Source organism: Actinoplanes nipponensis (assembly GCF_016862275.1).
GTDB lineage: Bacteria > Actinomycetota > Actinomycetes > Mycobacteriales > Micromonosporaceae > Actinoplanes > Actinoplanes nipponensis.
Genome location: NZ_BOMQ01000052.1, coordinates 46,672 through 63,849 on the forward strand (window position 1 = coordinate 46,672; position 17,178 = coordinate 63,849).

Here is a 17,178-nt window from a genome sequence, read left to right on the forward strand (position 1 = left end):
GTCCGTCCTCCTTCGGCCGGCCGTGGTCCCTCCTTCCCCGATCAGAACGCGACGGCGCCGGCCGCGGTAGGGCAGAAAGCCCCGCGACGGCCGGACCGCGGCGCCGGACCGGCGCCGCGGTGTGCCGGGTCAGCGCTTCAGGCCGTGCTCGATCGCCTCGATGATGCGCGGCCGCAGCTCGGCGGCCCTGATGATGGCGTCCACGGAGCCCACCTCGACCGCGCGCTGGATGCTGTGCACCCGGTCGAACTCGGCGGCGACCTGCCCGAGCTTCTCCGCCCGCACGGCCGACTGCACCTCGGCGAGCTGCACGTTCAGCGCGGCCCGCTCGGCGCCGCTGGCCGCCGAGACCCGCGCCTGCAGCTCGGTCACCCGCGGGTCGGTCGCGGTACGGGTGTTCACCTCACCGGAGAACACCACCGCCGCGGCCGGGGCGCCGCCGAGCACCGACGCGAACGAGCCCTCCAGGGCCAGGACGGTCATGTTCGGGTTGAGGGCCTTGGAGAACACGACGAACGCGCCGCCGTGGTAGCGGGAGATCACGCAGAACACGATCGGGCCGGCGAAGTTGACGATCGCGCGGCCGATCTCGGCGCCGTACTCCAGCTGGAGCTTGCGCATGGACTCCGGCGAGCCGTCGAAACCGGACAGGTTGGCCAGCACCACCAGCGGCCGGTTGCCCGACGCCGCGTTGATCGCCCGGGCCGTCTTCTTCGACGACCGGGGGAACAGCGTACCGGCGGTGTAGGTGTCCGGCCCGTCGGTGGGCGGGAACCCCCGCCGCGGCACCGACCGGGACTCGATCCCGATGAGGCACACCGGCCAGCCGCCGATGTGCACGTCCTGCACCGCGGCGGTGTCGGCGTCGGCCATGCCGGCCCAGCGCTCCAGCACCGGGTGATCCTGATCGGACAGCGCGCGCATGACCGTACGGATGTCGAAGGCCTTCTTGCGGTCCGGGTTGTGCTCGGCCGAGAAGATCTCCCCGACGGTGCCGAAGTCGCTGCCCGCGACCGCGTGCGGGAACGCCGAGACGTCGCGATCCACCGGGTCGCTGGTGGGCGCCCGGCGCGGCCCGGTCTCGCCCGGCGCCACGTAGCTGTGGTCGTAGTGGGCCATCAGCACGTCGCGGGCGGCCGGCAGGGTCGGCGCCCAGTACTGCGCCTGGCCGTTCGGGCCCATCACTCGGTCGTAGCCGCCGATGCCGAAGTTGTCCTCGGCGGACACGCCGCCGGAGAAGTCCAGCGACTGCTTGCCGGTCAGCACCATCGCCGAGTCGGGCGTCATCACCAGGATGCCCTTGGTGTGCATCAGCATCGTGGCCTCGGCGTTCCAGTACGGCTGGGCACCCACGTTGATCCCCGCGACCACGATGTTGATCTCGCCGCCGGCCTGGGTGAACGTGACGATTCGCTTGAGCGCGGCGGCCACCCAGTCCATGTTCTCGGTGCCCGAGGACATCGAGATGCGCGCGCCCGCCGACAGCGCGAACCACTCCAGCGGCACCCGCATCCGCTCGGCCAGGTCCAGCGCCGCGATCACCCGGGAGCACTCCGGCTCCGACAGCGCGCCCAGCGCCTTGGTCGGGTCGCCGAGCAGCACGACGCGGGTGACGCCCTCGGCGTACCGCTCGGTGGGGGTGGTGACGACGCCGGCCACGATGGCCGCGGTGTTGCGGCCCTTGGGCCGGTCCACCGGCACGAGGGCGCCGTGGGCGTCCAGGTCGTGCTCGACGAAGCTGCCCCGCGGGCCGGCGAGCAGGCCGGTCAGCTCGTACGGGTAGACGTTGCCGCGCCGGGCGGCCCGCAGCACCTTCTGGCGGTAGTCGTCCAGCGGCTGCACCGGCTCGGTCGACGGCTTGTCGACGTGCAGGGTCGCGCCGTTGCCCGGGTCCAGGGTGATCCGCACGGCCACCTCGCGCAGGTCCCCGCCGGCGTTGCGCTGGCGGGCCACGAACTGGACCTCCTCCAGCCCGGCGCCCGCCGACGTCGGCAGGATGCGCTGGACCAGGGCGGTCAGCTCCTCGCCGGTCAGGTCGGTGGCCGGCCAGACGTACATCATGATCCGGTTGGTGTCGAGCCGCTTGTTCGGCGGGCGCTGGGCCTGGATGTTGCGGATGGCGTCCAGGCCGGCGGTGATCGCGTCCTCGACCGCGGGCAGCGCGACCAGCCGGCCGTCGGACTCGCGCAGCGGCGTGAGGTCGCGCACCTGGCCCATCGCGAAGAGCCGCTCGTCGGCCGGGTTGCTCTTGGCGACCGCCTTGAACAGGTAGATCTCCTCGTCGGCCGAGGGCAGCCGGGTGAGGTCGAACTCGCGCAGCCGCTGCAGTTGCAGGCGCCGCGCGATCTGCGGGTGCAGGCCGCGGATCAGCCTGTCCTCGGTGAAGCCGGCGCCGTCGGGGCGGAAGGTGAAGTGGTGATGCATCGCGCCGGTGGTGCCGACGACGGTCGTGGTGACCCGGCGGACCCCGGCCGGCAGCGGGCGCTCGGCGAGCAGCTCGGCCAGCCGGACCGCCATCGCGTCGGCGTCGGGCTGGCCCGCCCACGTGACGTAGAGGTCGGCGACCAGCCCGCGCTCGGCCACCTCGGCGGCGAGCGTGCCGGCCGCGGCGAGGGCGTCGGGCAGCGCGGCGATGTCGACCGCGGTGGTGGCCACCCGGGTCACGCGCTCGGCCCCGGTGTGCTCGGCCGTGACGAACCGGCAGCCCCCGACGTCCCGGGCGGACACCCCGGACAGGCCGCGGTTGCCGTAGTAGCGCCGGGTCAGCACCTCCAGCAGGGCGGCGTGGTCGCGTCCGGGCCGGCCCATCCGCTGGCCGACCAGCCGGACCAGCGGCTCGGCGCTGGCCACCATGGCCTGGATGCGCTGGGCGCGGTCGGGCGCGTCCGGGTTGCGGTCCAGGTGGCGCAGCTCCGCCCGGACGGCCGCGTAGACCTTGGCGCGGTTGCGGCGCAGCAGGGGCTGGACGAACCAGCGGAACACCACCCCGCGGGCCAGGTCGGTCACCGCGGGGAAGCGCACCTGGGTGGCCTCCACCAGGTGTTCCAGGGTGAGCCCGGCCCGCTCGCCGAGCGCGTCGACCGGCGGCGCGCCGGCCAGCCAGCCGCGCAGCACCTCGGAGACGACCACCGCGTCGGCGGACAGCCGCTGCTGGGCCAGGAAGATCCGGAAGACCGCGGCCTCCAGCTCCGGCGTACGGTCCAGATCGGCCACGCCGTAGTGCCCGAGCACCCGCCTCAGCTTGGCCTGGAAGCCCTCGGTGACGCCGGCGCGTTCCACGTCGAGGCTCTGCAGGTAGCTGTGGAAGTACTCGCGGGGGCTGTGCACCGGGCTGCCCGGCTCGACCTCCACGTCGCCGGCCGGCTTGTTGCGGCTCAGCTCCGACAGGTCGGCGAACACCGTCAGCAGCTCCAGCTCGCCGGGCAGCGGCTGGCCGCCGAGCTCGGCGCGGGCGGCCACGTAGCCCGACAGCAGGCGCTTGCGGTCCTGCGGGTCGACGTCGAAGCCCAGCAGCAGGCTGCGCAGGTCGCGCAGGCTGTGGGTGATCCGGTCGGCGGCGGACACGTCGGCCGGCGCGGCCGGCAGGTCGATCTCGACGGTCTCGGTGGGCGCCGCGGCCTGCTCGGCGGCGCCGTCGGCGAGCGGCTCGAGGCGCATCAGCGGCGTGCCGGTCTCGACCTGGCTGCCCACCGACACGGGGCACTCGCGGACCCGGGCCCGGAACGGCGCGCGCAGCACCGTCTCCATCTTCATGCTCTCCAGCACCAGGATCGGCGCGCCCGCGTCGACCTCGTCCCCGACGGCCAGCGGGGTCGCCACCACCAGCGCGGGCGCCGGCGACCGCACGACGCCGCCCTCGTCGCGGCTGATCCGGTGGGTGACCCCGTCGACCTCGACCAGGTGGATCGGGCCGTGCGTGGCCGACACCACCCGGAAGCGGTGGCCGTTGACCAGCACCCGGCCGCTGTGCGCGTCGAACCGCTCGACCTCGACGTCGGCCGGGTGCATCTCGCCGCCGCCGGAGATGCCGACCCGGAAGCGCTGCGGGCCGACCCGGGCGACGCTGACCCGGTAGCCGACGCCGCGCAGCTTGAGGTCCAGCGGGCGGCTCTCGTGCCGCACCTGCGGGCGGCCGCCGTGCGCGGTGGCCAGCAGCCGCTGCCGGCTGACCTCCTCGACGTCCTGGTACGCCTCGATGGCGGCCGCGGCCAGGGCGACCGCGGAGTGCCGGTGGCTGACCAGCCGGCCCTGGGCGCGGACCCGGTCGATCCAGCCGGTGTCGGCGCTGCCGTCGATCACCTCGGGCTGGTCCAGCAGGTCGAGCACGAAGCTCTTGTTGGTCGTGCCGCCCTCGATGATCACCGTGGTGTCGGCCATCGCGCGGCGCAGCCGGGCCAGCGCCTCCTCCCGGTCCCGCCCGTACGCGATGATCTTGGCGATCATCGAGTCGAAGTCGGCCGGGATGGTGTCGCCCTCGCTGACCCCGGTGTCCACCCGGATGCCCGGGCCGGTGGGCAGCACCAGCCGGGCGATGCGACCCGGCGACGGGGCGAAGTCGCGGTCGGGGTCCTCGGCGTTCAGCCGCGCCTCGACCGCGTGGCCCGCCTCGGCCGGCTGGGCGCCCTCGAGCTTGCCGCCCTCCGCCACGTGCAGCTGCAACCGGACCAGGTCGGTGCCGGTGGTGATCTCGGTGATCGGGTGCTCGACCTGGAGCCGGGTGTTGACCTCGAGGAACGCGAACAGCTTGTCGCCCGGGTGGTAGAGGAACTCGACGGTGCACGCGCCGCGATAGCCGACCGCGACCGCCAGGCGCTCGGCCGAGGCCTTGAGCTCGGCCGCCTGCTCGGGGGCCAGCACCGGGGAGGCGGACTCCTCGATGACCTTCTGGTTGCGCCGCTGCACCGAGCAGTCGCGCACGCCCAGCGCCCAGGCGGTGCCCTGCCCGTCGGCGATGACCTGCACCTCGACGTGCCGGGCCCCGGTGACCAGCCGCTCCAGGAACACCACGCCGGAGCCGAACGCGCGCAGCGCCTCCTGGCTGGTCCGCTCGTACGCCTCGGCCAGCTCGTCGCCCGAGGCGACCATCCGGATGCCGCGCCCGCCGCCACCGGCGGTGGCCTTGAGCATCAGCGGGTAACCGATCTCGGCGCCGGCGCGCAGCGCGTCGGCCAGCGTGGCGACCTCGCCGCGGCTCCACGGCGCGACCGGGACACCCACCTGCTCCGCGATCAGCTTCGCGCCGATCTTGTCGCCCAGCTTGCGCATCGCCTCCGCGCCCGGCCCCACGAACGTGACGCCGATCTTGTCGCAGAGCTCGGCGAACGCCGGGTCCTCGGCGACGAAACCCCAGCCCACCCAGGCCGCGTCGGCGCCGGTCTCGACCAGCGCCCGCTCCAGCACGGCGAGGTCGAGGTAGGGGCGGGCCGAGGCCGGGCCCAGCGGGTAGGCGATGTCCGCCTCCCGCACGAACGTCGCGGTGCGGTCGGCGTCGGTGTAGAGGGCGACCGTCTCGATCCGCGTCCCGGTCTCGGCGGAAAGATCCCGGACCGCATGGATGAGCCGCATGGCGGCCTCACCACGGTTGACGATGGCGACACGACTGAACACCGGCTGAGCCTCCCGAGACCTGCGCGCGGCAGGCGACGTCCGGGTCCCGGACCGCCGCCTGCACCTAGATCTCCCAGCCTGCTGGATGAGCACCCGGTAAACCAATGCCGGGACCACGCACGCCGGAGCCGGTGTTTTGTGGGAATCCCACAAAGACGGTTGGTCAGCGGGCCACCGCCGCCTCGACGTGCCGATCTTGACGGCGGATCCGCTCAGCAACGGCGGCCGGCGGCCGATCGGAGGACAGGGGCTCGCCGCGTCGGGCCCGGCGCAGCGGACGAAAGGCTCACCACGTGCGGCGGTTCACGATCGGCGCCCGGCTCTCCGGGACGTTCGCCGCGGTCCTGGTCCTGCTGCTCGGGGTGGCCGCGATGGCCTTCGCGACCATCGTCGAGCAGCGCGACGCGGCGGATCGGGTCCGGCGGCTGGAGGTGCTCACCCGGCAGGGCGAGGCCATCAAGACCCACGCCGCCACCCTGAACGGCTGGCAGGCCGCCTCGATCAACGACATCTACCGGCTCGGCGCCGCCCGCGCGCTCGGCGGCGACTCGGTGGCGTACCAGGCCTGGCAGCAGGAACGCGACCGGTTCCGAGAGTTCCTCGACCGGGTCGGCGAGGGCGCGCTCACCGCGGGCGAGCGCGAGCTGTTCGACCGGGTACGGGCCGAGCTGGCGACCTACGTGCAGGTCAACGACCGGCTGGTGGCCGCGTACCGGCCGGGCACACCGCAGGCGCTGTGGAACGCCGACCAGATCGCCATGTACGACAGCTGGAACAGCTACTACCGGATCATGGTGGCGGCCCAGCAGCTCGCCGCCTCCGTGGACGCGCGCAGCGTCGCCGCCGTACGCTCCTCGGCCCGCGACGCCGAGCGGGCGCAGTGGGCCATCGGGCTGGTCACCGCCCTGGCGCTGCTGCTCGGCGCGGTCTCGGCGTACGTGGTGACCCGCAGCATCGTCCGCCCGGTCGCCGCCGCCCGCGACGCCCTGCGCCGGGTCGCCGACCGCGACCTCACCGTCGCCGCGGTCCCGGCCGGGGCCGGCCGCGACGAGGTCGCCCAGCTGGCCACCGCGCTGGGCCAGGCCGTCTCGGCCGTGCGCACCGTGGTGTCCGACGTGGCCGGGCAGGCCGCGGCGCTGGCCCGGACCTCCGCCGAGCTGGATGCCGTGTCGGGCGCCTTCACCCGGTCCGTCGGGGAGACCTCGCAGCAGGCCGACCTGGTGGCCGGGGCCGCCGAGGACGTCAGCCGCAACGTCGACGCGATGGCCGCCGGCAGCGAGGAGATGGGCATCTCGATCGGGGAGATCGCCCGCAACGCGACCGACGCCGCGCACGTGGCGGCCGAGGCGGTCGCCGCCGCCGACACCGCGAACCGGACCGTCGCCAACCTGGGCACGTCGTCGCAGGCCATCGGCGACGCCGTACGCCTGATCACCAGCATCGCCGCGCAGACCAACCTGCTCGCCCTCAACGCCACCATCGAGGCCGCCCGGGCGGGTGAGCTGGGCAAGGGCTTCGCGGTGGTGGCCGGCGAGGTCAAGGATCTGGCCCAGGAGAGCGCCCGCGCCGCCGAGGAGATCGACGGCCTGGTCCGGGCCATCCAGGACGACACCGGGGCCGCGGTCACCGCGATCGGGCACATCGGCGGGGTGATCGCCCGGATCAGCGACTTCCAGACCAGCATCGCCGGCGCCGTGGAGGAGCAGACCGCGACCACCGGCGAGATGAGCCGCGGCGCGGTCGCCGCCTCCAGCGGCACGTCGAGCATCGCCGAGAACATCCGGGCCGTCGCGGCCGCCGCCTCGGCCACGTCCAGCGAGGTCACCCGGTCCCGCGAGGCCGCGGCCGAACTGACCCGCATGTCCACCACGCTGCGCGACGCCGTCGCCCAGTTCCGGTACTGAGGATGCTGATGCGCCAGAGAATCGTCGCCGCCCTGCTGGTCGCGGCCCTGTCCGGGTGCGCGGCGACGCCGGCCGCCGTCTCCAGCGACGCGCTGACCGGGCTGGGCGCGGAGGTGATCCACGTCGGGGTCGCGTACGACACCGCCGGACGCGGGGACAAGAGCTTCAACGACGCGGCCGGGGCCGGGCTGGACCGGGCCCGCAAGGAGCTGCTGGTCGAGGCCACCGAGGTCACCGCCGCGGCGGAGAACGACGAGGGCCGCGCGGCCAGCCTGCGCCAGCTCGCCGCCGGCGGCAGCAACCCGGTGATCGCCGTCGGCTTCCTGTACGCCGCGGCGATCGGCACGGTGGCCCAGGAGTTCCCGGACACCCTGTTCGCGATCATCGACGACGCCTCGGTCACCGCGGACAACGTCGTGTCGCTGCTGTTCGCCGAGGAGCAGGGGTCGTTCCTGGTCGGCGCCGCGGCCGCGCTGGCCTCCCGGACGGGGCGGGTCGGCTTCGTGGGCGGGGTCGACGTGCCGCTGATCCGCAAGTTCGAGGCCGGCTACACCGCGGGCGCCCGCAGCGTCGACGGCGACATCCGGGTCGACGTGCGCTACCTGAGCCGGCCGCCGGACTTCAGCGGCTTCGGCGCGCCGGACAAGGGCCGGGCGGCGGCCGCCCGGCTGCTCGCCGACGGGGCCGACGTGGTCTACGCCGCGGCCGGCGGCTCCGGCGCCGGGGCGTTCGAGGCCGTCGCGGCGGTGCCCGGGGCGTGGGCCATCGGCGTCGACTCCGACCAGTACCTGAGCGCGCCCGAAGCGGTGCGGCCCCGGGTGCTCACCTCCATGCTCAAGCGGGTCGACAACGGCGTGTTCCAGGAGATCCAGGCGTACATCAAGGGCGACCGCAAGGGCGGGGTCAAACGGTACGACCTCAAGGTCGACGGCGTCGGCTACGCCACCAGCAACCCGGCGGTCCGCAAGTACCGGCCGCAGCTCGAACAGGCCCGCTACCGCATCCTCAGCGGCGCGGTCCGGGTGCCGTCGAGCTGACCGGACGCACGGCATTGGCGATAAAGGCTACGACTGCCGCCCCGGTGGCCGAAGCTGGGAGCGACGGGGTGAACGGCGGACGAAGGAGAGACAGCGTGGCTGGACGCGGCGGTTTGGGCTCGGCGTTCGACAATCGTCCATTGCGGGTGAAGATCGGCGCGGCCGTGCTGGTCGCCACCGTGATGGGCGTGATCATCGCGACGGTCTCGCTGCAGACGCTGTACCGGATGAGCGACACGTCGATCTCCGCACAGCGGCACGACCTCACCGTGCTGAAGGCGTCGTCGTCGGTCGGGCAGAACCTGGAGGGCTTCGTCGCGTCGACCAGCTCGATGGTCGCGTACCCGGCGATCGCCGGTGAGATCGCCAAGGGCATGGCGGTCCAGCAGCAGACCGTCGACGAGGGGCTGCGGACGCTGGCCGCCAACCTCGACGACGCGACCGGCCGGGCCCTGATCACCCGCATGCAGGCCGACTGGGCGGCGTTCCAGAAGTTCTTCGCCGAGCCCGCGCCGTCCGGGGCCCCGGCCCCGCCCAGCGAGATGGCCGCCGCCCTGGCGAAGTTCGACGAGCTGCACAGCGCCCTGGTCGCCGACCAGACCGCGGTCGAGAAGTACGTCGCCGACGGCGTCGCCGCCCAGATCGCCGACGCCGAGGACCGCAAGAGCAGCGCGGTGCGCACCGTGGTCATCCTGCTGGTGGTCGGCGTCGTGGTGAGCCTGTACCTGGGCATGCGGGTCGCCAACCGGGTGCGCCGCGCGGTCGCCGGGGTCTCGCACGCCGCCGAGGGCCTGGCCGAGGGCGACCTGACCCGCTCCTGCAACGTGACCGAGCGCGACGAGGTGGGCCGGATGGCCGCGCTGCTCGACCGCGGCATCGGCCGGCTGCGCCAGGACATCGTGCAGCTCGCCGGGAACGCGACCACCCTGCAGAACTCGGCCGAGCAGCTGACCGCGGTCTCCAGCGCGGTCGGCTCGGCCGCCACCGAGGCCTCCGTGCAGGCCGGTTCGGTCGCCGCGGCGGCCGACGTCGTCTCCAACAACCTGCAGATCGTCTCCAGCGGCTCGCAGGACGTCGGCGCGTCCATCCGCGAGATCAGCGCCTCGACCTCGGAGGCGACCGGCGTCGCGGCCAAGGCGGTCGAGGTCGCGGCGGCCACCAACGCCACCGTCGCGCGGCTCGGCGAGTCGTCCACCGAGATCGCCACCGTCGTCAAGGTGATCACCGCGATCGCCGAGCAGACCAACCTGCTGGCCCTCAACGCGACCATCGAGGCGGCCCGCGCGGGTGACGCCGGCAAGGGCTTCGCCGTGGTCGCCAGCGAGGTCAAGGACCTGGCCCAGGAGACCGCCAAGGCCACCGAGGACATCGTGCGCCGGGTGGAGACGATCCAGTCCGACACCTCCGGCGCGGTGGCCGCGATCGGCGAGATCAGCGCGATCATCGAACAGATCAACGGCATCCAGGTGACGATCGCGTCCGCGGTCGAGGAGCAGACCGCCACCACCGGCGAGATGAACCGGACCCTCTCGGAGGCCGCCGACGGGGCGGGCAACATCGCCGCGACCATCGCCGGGGTCTCCGACGCCACCCGGCGCACCACCGACACCGTCGACGAGACCAGCCGGGCCGCCGGCGAGCTGGCCGTGATGTCGCGCCAGCTGCAGGACCTGGTGTCGCGGTTCCGGTACTGACCCGGGAGCGCCGGTGAGCGACGAGAACACCTACGTCCGCGACCAGAACGCGCGGGTCGACCCGCTCCTCACGATGGGCACGCTGACGGTGGGCGGCCTGCGCGAGCTGCTGGAGGACCTGCCGGACGACGCGGTGGTGGTCGTCGGTGGCGACGACGACTGCGTCCCGCTGGCCGACGTGCAGGAGTGCTGGTACTTCCCCGCCTCCCGGCAGTACGCGCCGCTCGGGCGCGACGCCGACGGCAACGTCCACGAGCCGGGGCCGCGCGACCTGTACGCCGTCCTGCTGCAGCCCGCGGAGTGAGCGCCGGGCTCAGCCCAGCCAGGCGGCCACCGCCACCAGCGTCACCACCGCCACCGCCGTCGACAGCACGATGGTGTCGCGGGCGAACCCCGTGCTCCGGCCGAAGCGGCCGGCGAAGATGAAGACGTTCTGCGCGGTGGGCAGGGCCGCGGTGACCACCGCGGCCAGCAACGCCGGCCCGGCCAGGTGCAGCAGGTGCCGGCCGATCAGGTAGGCCAGCAGCGGATGGACCAGGGTCTTGAGCCCGACGGCCAGCCAGCGCTCGGACGCGCCGGGTCCCGGGCGCAGCGGCCGGCTACCGCACAACGACATGCCCAGCGCCAGCAGCGTCATCGGGACGGCGGCCCCGCCCAGCAGCACGAACGGTTGCAGCAGCGGTTGCGGTATCCGCCAGTGGGCCAGCGCCACGGTGATGCCGGCCGCCGAGGCGATCATCAGCGGGTTGCGGGCCGGCATCGCCGCCAGCCGGCGCAGCGACGGCCGTTCCTCGCCGGTGGCCACCTCGAGCACGGCGAGCGCCGTCGGGGCGGCCAGCAGCACCTGGAACATCAGCACCGGGGCGATGTAGGCGACGTCGCCCAGGACGTAGGCGGCGATCGGGATGCCCAGGTTGCCGGCGTTGACGTAGCCGGCGGCGAGGGCGCCCACGGTCAGGTCGGCGACCGGACGCCGCCACAGCAGCCGGGCCAGCGTGATCGAGAGGGCGGCCACCAGCAGTGTGCTGAGCACGAACGCGGCCAGCGCCCCGGTGAGGATCCGGCCCAGCGTGGACGTGGCGAGCGTGACGAACAGCAGCGCCGGCGCGGTCACGAAGAACGCGAGCCGGGTCAGCGTGTCCAGCCCGGCCGGGCCGAGCAGCCCGGACCGGCCGACCAGGTAGCCGGCCAGGACCAGCGCCCACACGACGGCGAACCCGGTGACGACCTCACGCACCCGGGCCGCCCGGGGGCCGGGGCTCGATCAGATTCTCCACGACCGCAGCAGTGTGCCACGGTCCCGGTGGGCACGGCCGGGCCGCCGGGGCCGGGCGGGAGCCGGGCCGCCCGGCCGGTGTCGCCGTGGCTCACCGCGCGCGCCCGGGCTCCTCCGTCAGCGCCGGCGCAGCCGCGGGGCCTTGATCGTGATCGGGGGCCGGAACCGGCGCGCCGCGACCGGCCGCCGCGACCCCGCCCGGGCCTGCACGATCGCGCGGGCCAGCAGCAGCCCGGCCACCGCCACCACCTGGCCACCCATGATGATCTTGTTGACGTCCACGGCCGGCATCCACTTGACCCGGCCGTCCCGCAGCACGTACACCCCGAGCGCCTTGGCGGTCATGCCGAAGCCGCCGCCGGTGCCCCCGGTGGGCTGGCCCTGCTCGGCCGGGCCGGTGCCGCCCCCGCCGCCCCCGCCGCCGCCGACCCGGGCGACCGGCAGCACGATCGTGCCGGCCTGGCTGACCGGCGGTCCGAACGCCTTGCCGGCGTCGGCGTTGCCGACGAGCTCCCGCAGACCGGCGAAGACGTCGGTGTCGTGCGAAGTCTGGGTCATGGCAGGCCCCTCTCTGACGCCGCGGGGCCGGCGGTCCCGCTCCTGGCAGCCGTCCACCGGCAACGTTCGCGCCGGACCGCCGTCCGGTCAAGGGCCACGCGACCCGGAAACCGTGCGGGCCGCGCGGCGGCGGGCCCGCCGGGCAGGTCGAAAGTCCCTGGCCATTGGTGACCAGCCGCTCTGCCGGGCCGCGCCGGCCGCCCGCATGATCGAGCGATGGAGAGGAGACCCGCCATGACGACTTCGGCCATCGCCGTCGGCACCGACGGCACCCCGACGAGCGAGGCCGCCGTGCGGTGGGCCGCCGCCGAGGCTGCCTGCCGAGGCCTGCCGCTGCGCATCGTGTACGCCTACGGCGACGCCCGCGACACCGCCGAGCACCTGCTGGCCGGCGCCGTGCTGGACGCCGCCGTGCGTCAGGCCCAGGCCGCCGCGGCCGATGTGGCCGTCAGCGCCGAGGCGGTGTGCGGCGAGCCGACCCCGGTGCTCCTCGACCTCGACGACGTGGACCTCATCGTGCTCGGGCACCGCGGGCGCGGCGGCTTCCTCAGCCTGCTCCTGGGTTCGGTCGGCCGGCAGGTCGCCACCCACGCGCGGGTGCCCGTCGTCGTCGTACGGGGCCGGGCCGACACGGCCCGCGGCCCGGTCGTGGCCGGGCTCGACGGGTCGGAGACCGACGACGGCGTCCTCGACGGCGCGTTCGCCGCCGCCGCCCGGTACGGCTGCCCGCTGGTCGTGCTGCGCACCCACACCCCGCCCACCCCGCTGTGGGTGGGTGACATCCCGACGGCCGACGACGGCGTCCCGGCGCTCGACACCGTGGCGCGGAACCGGCTGCAGCAGCAGCTGGCCCCCTGGCGGGTCGCCTATCCCGAGGTGGACGCCGAGGCCGTGGTGTCGCCGGACGACGTGAGCGCCGTGCTGGTCGCGGTGTCGCACAACGCCCGGCTGGTGGTGGTCGGGCACCCGGGGCACGGCCCGGTGGTCGACGCCCTGGTCGGCTCGACCGGCCTGCACCTGCTGCACCACGCGGGCTGCCCGGTACTGGTCGCACCCCGGCCCGCGGTGGCCTCGCTAGCATCTGCTCATGGTCACGCCGAAGGGTAACGAGCAACCGTCGCTGGGACTGACCCCGCTGTCCCGGGTCCGGCTCGACGAGCTGCTGCAGGAGATGCTGGTCCGGGTCGGGGAGGTCGTCACCAGCCGGGAGCGGCTGCGCGCCCTGCTGGACGCGGTCGTCGGCATCGGCACCGACCTCGACCTGCGCAGCACGCTGCAGCGCATCGTCGAGTCCGCGTGCGCGCTGGCCGGCGCCCGCTACGGCGCGCTCGGCGTCATCGGGGCCGACATGCAGCTCTCCGACTTCATCACGCACGGCATCGACCCCGCCGCGCACGCCCGGATCGGCGATCTCCCGCACGGCCGCGGCGTCCTCGGCCTGCTCATCACCGACCCGCACCCGGTACGCATGCCGGACATCACCAAGCACCCCCGCTCGTACGGCTTCCCGCCGAACCACCCGCCGATGCACAGCTTCCTCGGCGTCCCGGTCCGCACCCGGGACCAGATCTTCGGCAACCTGTACCTGGCCGAGAAGCAGGGCGCCGACGAGTTCACCGAGGACGACGAGGAGATCATGGTCGCCCTCGCCGCCGCCGCGGGCGTGGCCATCGACAACGCCCGGCTGTTCGCCCTGGCCCAGCGGCGCGAGCGCTGGCTGTCGGCGGCCGCCGAGATCACCGGGGTGCTGCTCGGCACGGTCCGGCGTACCGAGGCGCTGCGGCTGATCGCCCGCCGGGCCCGCGAGATCGCCGGCGCCGAGCTCGTGCTCGTCCTGCTGGCCGGGGACGACGGGAGCCGGTACACGATCGAGGTCGCCGACGGCGGGGACGAGATGGTGGGCAAGGTGCTGGCCGTGGACGTGGAGGCGTTGCGCGCGGAGGGCGCCGAGCTGGGTGACGTCGCGGACTGGCCGGCTCCCGTACCGTCCGGCCCGGTGCTGGCGGCGCCGCTGGCCGGCGCCGACCTGCCCCAGGGCGTGCTGATCGTGGCCGGGGTCACCGGCAGCGGCGAGGACGACGCCGCGCTGCTGGCCAGCTTCGCCGGCCAGGCCGCGCTGGCCCTCGAGCGGGCCCGGGCCCAGGAGGAGCGCGAGCAGCTCGTGGTCCTCGAGGACCGCGAGCGCATCGCCCGCGACCTGCACGACGTCGTCATCCAGCGGCTGTTCGCCACCGGCATGCAGTTGCAGGGGGTGGCGCCGCAGGCGCTGCGCCCGGAGGCCGCCAAGCGGATCAACGCGGCCGTCGACGACCTGGACGCCACCATCCGCGACATCCGCCGGTCGATCTTCGAGCTGCGGGCGCCGGTGGGCGCCTCGCTGCGGACCGAGCTGCGCGACGCGGTCGAGGCGGCGACCACCGCCCTGGGCTTCCGGCCGGTCCTGGACGTATCGGGCCCGGTGGACAGCGCCGTGCCCGACGACGTGGTGCCGGAGGTGCTCGCCGTGCTGCGTGAGGCGCTGTCGAACGTGGCCCGGCACGCCCGGGCCAGCACGGCACGGGTGTCGGTGCGGGCGGCCGGCGGCGAGGTGGTGGTCCAGATCGAGGACGACGGCGTGGGCACCGACCCCGCGACCGCCCGCGGCGGCCTGGTCAACATGGAGGAACGCGCCGCCGACCTGGGCGGCAGCTGCGCGGTGAGCCCGGCCGAGGGTGGCGGCACGGTGATCACCTGGCGGGTGCCGATCGGCGCCTGACCGCACCGGGCCGCCAGTGGTCCCGTCCGGGTGGGCGGGGCGACTCGGGTCTTTCGGCCCTGCTCACCGCCGTGCCGGGGCACGATCGTAGAGGGAGACCGACCAGGAGGATCCCACGATGACCGCGCACCTGTCCGAGGCCACCCGGCAGCTCGAATCGGCCGCCGAGGCCGCCTTGCACGCCCCCTCGGTCTTCAACACCCAGCCGTGGCGCTGGCGGATCACCGGCGACACCCTGGAGCTGTACGCGGACCCCGACCGCCAGCTCGCCGCGACCGACCCGGAGGGCCGGCTGCTGCTGCTCAGCTGCGGCACCGCGCTGCACCACGCCCGTACCGCCCTGGCCGCGGCCGGCTGGTCGAGCACCGTGGAGCGGCTGCCCGAGCCGGCCCGTCCGGAGCTGCTGGCCCGCGTCCACCTCGGGCCGGCCGTCCCGGCCGACCCCGAGGCGCAGCGGATGGCCGCCGCGATCAGCCGCCGGCGCACCGACCGGCGGGCCTTCGGTGACCAGCCGGTCACCGACGAGACGCTGACCCGGCTGCGCCGCTTCGTCGAGTTCGAGGGTGCCTACCTGCACGTCGTGCCCGGCGACCAGGTGCCGGCGCTGGCCATCTCGACCGAGCGCGCGGCCGGCGCGCAGCAGGACGACCCGGCGTACCGGGAGGAGCTGGCCCGCTGGACGAGCCGCCCGCAGGGCAGCGGTGACGGCGTGCCGCCCACGACGGCGGTGGAGCCCGCGCTGCGCCGGGTGCCGATCCGGGACTTCGCCCCCGAGGGCAACGCCGGCCTGACCGCCGGGGCGGGCGTCGACAAGGGCGCCGCCTACGTCATCGTCTTCGGGCTGACCGACCAGCGCGTCGATCTGCTGCGCGGCGGCGAGGCGCTGTCCGCGCTGCTGCTGCTGGCCACCGCCGAGGGCCTGGCCACCGCGCCGCTGAGCGAGGCCGTCGAGGTGGCCTGGTCGCGGTACGCGCTCACCGGCCTGCTCGCGGGCATCGGCGAGCCGTACATCGCTGTCCGGCTCGGCTACCCGCTCGACCGCGAGCCGTTGCCGCCCCAGGCCCGGCGTGCCGCGGCCGAAACGATCGAGATCGAACGGGACCCGTCATGACGACCTACGACGAAGCCGACCTGCGCCACGCCGCCGCCGCCGCGGTCCGGGCGCCCTCCCTGCACAACAGCCAGCCGTGGCGGTTCCGGCTGCGGGCCGGCGCGATCGAGGTCCTGGCCGACCCCGCCCGCCAGCTGGCGGTGGCCGACAGCACCGGCTGGGCGGTCCGGATCGCCGGCGGCGCCGCCATCCTGAACGCCCGGCTGGCGCTGGCCGCCGCGGGCACCCCGGCCGAGCTCGTGCTGCGTCCCGACCGCGCCGAGCCGCACCTGCTCGCCCGGCTGACCCCCGGCCCCGCGCGGCCGCCGACCTACACCGAGGTGGACCTCGCCGCGGCCATCCCCCGCCGGCACAGCAACCGCCAGCCGTTCTGGCCGGACCCGGTCCCGCCGGAGGCGCGGCAGCGCCTGATCGAGGCGGCCCGGGCCGAGTCCGGCTGGCTCGACCTGCTCGTCGGGATGACGGCGCTGAGCGGCTTCGCGGAGATCGCCCAGAGCGCCGACCGGGTGCTGCGCCGCGACGCCGGCTACCAGGCCGAGATGTCGACGTGGACCCACGCCGACAGCGCGCCCGACGGGATCGCGGTGCTGGCCGGCGCCCCCCGCGCCGAACCGCAGGACCTGCTCCCCCAGCGTGCCTTCGCCGACCGGCGGCGGGCGCCGGGCCGCGACTTCGAGCCCGAGCCGCTGGTGGCGGTCCTCGGCACCGCCGGTGACCGGCCCCAGGACCAGCTCATCGCCGGCCAGGCCCTGCAGCGGGTGCTGCTCACCGTCACCGACGCGGGGCTGGCCTGCTCGATGATCTCGCAGCCGATCGAGGTGCCGGCGGCCCGCGATCAGCTGCGCCGCTCGCTCGGGCGGTCCGGCATGCCGCAGATGGCCCTGCGGATCGGCTACGGGCAGCCCGGGCATCCCACCCAGCGGCGGGCCGTCGAGGACGTGCTGAGCGACTGAGCCGGTCCGGCGCGGTCGGTTCGACAGCGACGGGGCCGGGCGGGCCGAGGCCCGCCCGGCCCCGCTCATCTGCCGAGGTAGTTGTCGTCGCAGGTTGATGTCCGCGGCACAGACGATCCCACTGATCGCCTGCCGGCTGTTGAAGCAGGCCGGAATGGATCCCTCGCGCAGGTTCCATTCGTGGTGCCCGTTCTTCCGGGAATTCCATTTCAGGCGTTCTGCCGGCGCTCCGCCCTCACCGCGGCCGCGGCGACGGCGCCCTGCGCCGCGCGCGCCCAGCACC

At 74.8% G+C, this 17,178-nt stretch carries 11 protein-coding genes; 8 read left to right on the forward strand and 3 right to left on the reverse strand.

The genetic code is table 11. The annotated features are described in order from the left end of the window. Nucleotides 1–129: 129 nt before the first annotated feature. Nucleotides 130–5,607, reverse strand: a complete 5,478-nt coding sequence (locus tag Ani05nite_RS21290; RefSeq protein WP_203770689.1) for an ATP-binding protein — start codon at nt 5,605–5,607, stop codon at nt 130–132. A 293-nt stretch (nt 5,608–5,900) separates the two neighbouring features. Between Ani05nite_RS21290 and Ani05nite_RS21295 the strand changes: the two genes are divergently transcribed. The 4 genes from Ani05nite_RS21295 (at nt 5,901) to Ani05nite_RS21310 (ending at nt 10,546) form a co-directional block, all read left to right on the forward strand. After that, entirely contained in the window at nt 5,901–7,511 is a 1,611-nt protein-coding gene (locus tag Ani05nite_RS21295; protein ID WP_203770691.1) for a methyl-accepting chemotaxis protein, read from the forward strand. A gap of 8 nt (nt 7,512–7,519) precedes the next feature. Next, the gene (locus Ani05nite_RS21300; RefSeq protein ID WP_203770693.1) at nt 7,520–8,548 is read left to right on the forward strand and encodes a BMP family lipoprotein; all 1,029 of its coding nucleotides are present in this window, start codon (nt 7,520–7,522) and stop codon (nt 8,546–8,548) included. Between the two features lie 146 nt (nt 8,549–8,694). Further along, nucleotides 8,695–10,242: a methyl-accepting chemotaxis protein gene (locus Ani05nite_RS21305; protein WP_239130479.1), complete on the forward strand. Its 1,548-nt coding sequence runs from the start codon at nt 8,695–8,697 to the stop codon at nt 10,240–10,242. A 13-nt stretch (nt 10,243–10,255) separates the two neighbouring features. Beyond that, complete coding sequence (locus Ani05nite_RS21310; protein WP_203770695.1) at nt 10,256–10,546, forward strand: hypothetical protein; 291 nt, start codon at nt 10,256–10,258, stop codon at nt 10,544–10,546. A 9-nt stretch (nt 10,547–10,555) separates the two neighbouring features. On the opposite strand, the gene Ani05nite_RS21315 is transcribed toward Ani05nite_RS21310, so the two are convergent. Both Ani05nite_RS21315 and Ani05nite_RS21320 read right to left on the reverse strand, forming a co-directional pair. Next, a complete protein-coding gene (locus tag Ani05nite_RS21315) occupies nt 10,556–11,479 on the reverse strand; it encodes an AEC family transporter (RefSeq protein WP_203770697.1) in 924 nt (307 codons plus the stop codon). 156 nt (nt 11,480–11,635) lie between these two features. Continuing rightward, complete coding sequence (locus tag Ani05nite_RS21320) at nt 11,636–12,076, reverse strand: spore germination protein GerW family protein (protein WP_239130463.1); 441 nt, start codon at nt 12,074–12,076, stop codon at nt 11,636–11,638. A 234-nt stretch (nt 12,077–12,310) separates the two neighbouring features. On the opposite strand from Ani05nite_RS21320, the gene Ani05nite_RS21325 reads away from it, so the two are divergent. The 4 genes from Ani05nite_RS21325 to Ani05nite_RS21340 all read left to right on the forward strand — a co-directional run bounded on the left by Ani05nite_RS21325 (nt 12,311) and on the right by Ani05nite_RS21340 (nt 16,895). Next, nucleotides 12,311–13,183 carry a universal stress protein gene (locus Ani05nite_RS21325; RefSeq protein WP_203770699.1) on the forward strand — a complete coding sequence of 291 codons (873 nt, stop codon included), beginning with the start codon at nt 12,311–12,313 and terminating at the stop codon, nt 13,181–13,183. Next, on the forward strand, nt 13,164–14,831 hold the full coding sequence (locus tag Ani05nite_RS21330) for a GAF domain-containing sensor histidine kinase (RefSeq protein WP_203770701.1): 1,668 nt from the start codon (nt 13,164–13,166) through the stop codon (nt 14,829–14,831). Before Ani05nite_RS21325 ends, Ani05nite_RS21330 begins: the two co-directional genes overlap by 20 nt. A 118-nt stretch (nt 14,832–14,949) precedes the next feature. Further along, the gene (locus Ani05nite_RS21335; RefSeq protein WP_203770702.1) at nt 14,950–15,942 is read left to right on the forward strand and encodes an Acg family FMN-binding oxidoreductase; all 993 of its coding nucleotides are present in this window, start codon (nt 14,950–14,952) and stop codon (nt 15,940–15,942) included. Then, the gene (locus Ani05nite_RS21340; RefSeq protein WP_203770703.1) at nt 15,939–16,895 is read left to right on the forward strand and encodes an Acg family FMN-binding oxidoreductase; all 957 of its coding nucleotides are present in this window, start codon (nt 15,939–15,941) and stop codon (nt 16,893–16,895) included. The genes Ani05nite_RS21335 and Ani05nite_RS21340 overlap by 4 nt, the downstream gene beginning before the upstream one ends. Nucleotides 16,896–17,178 lie beyond the last annotated feature (283 nt).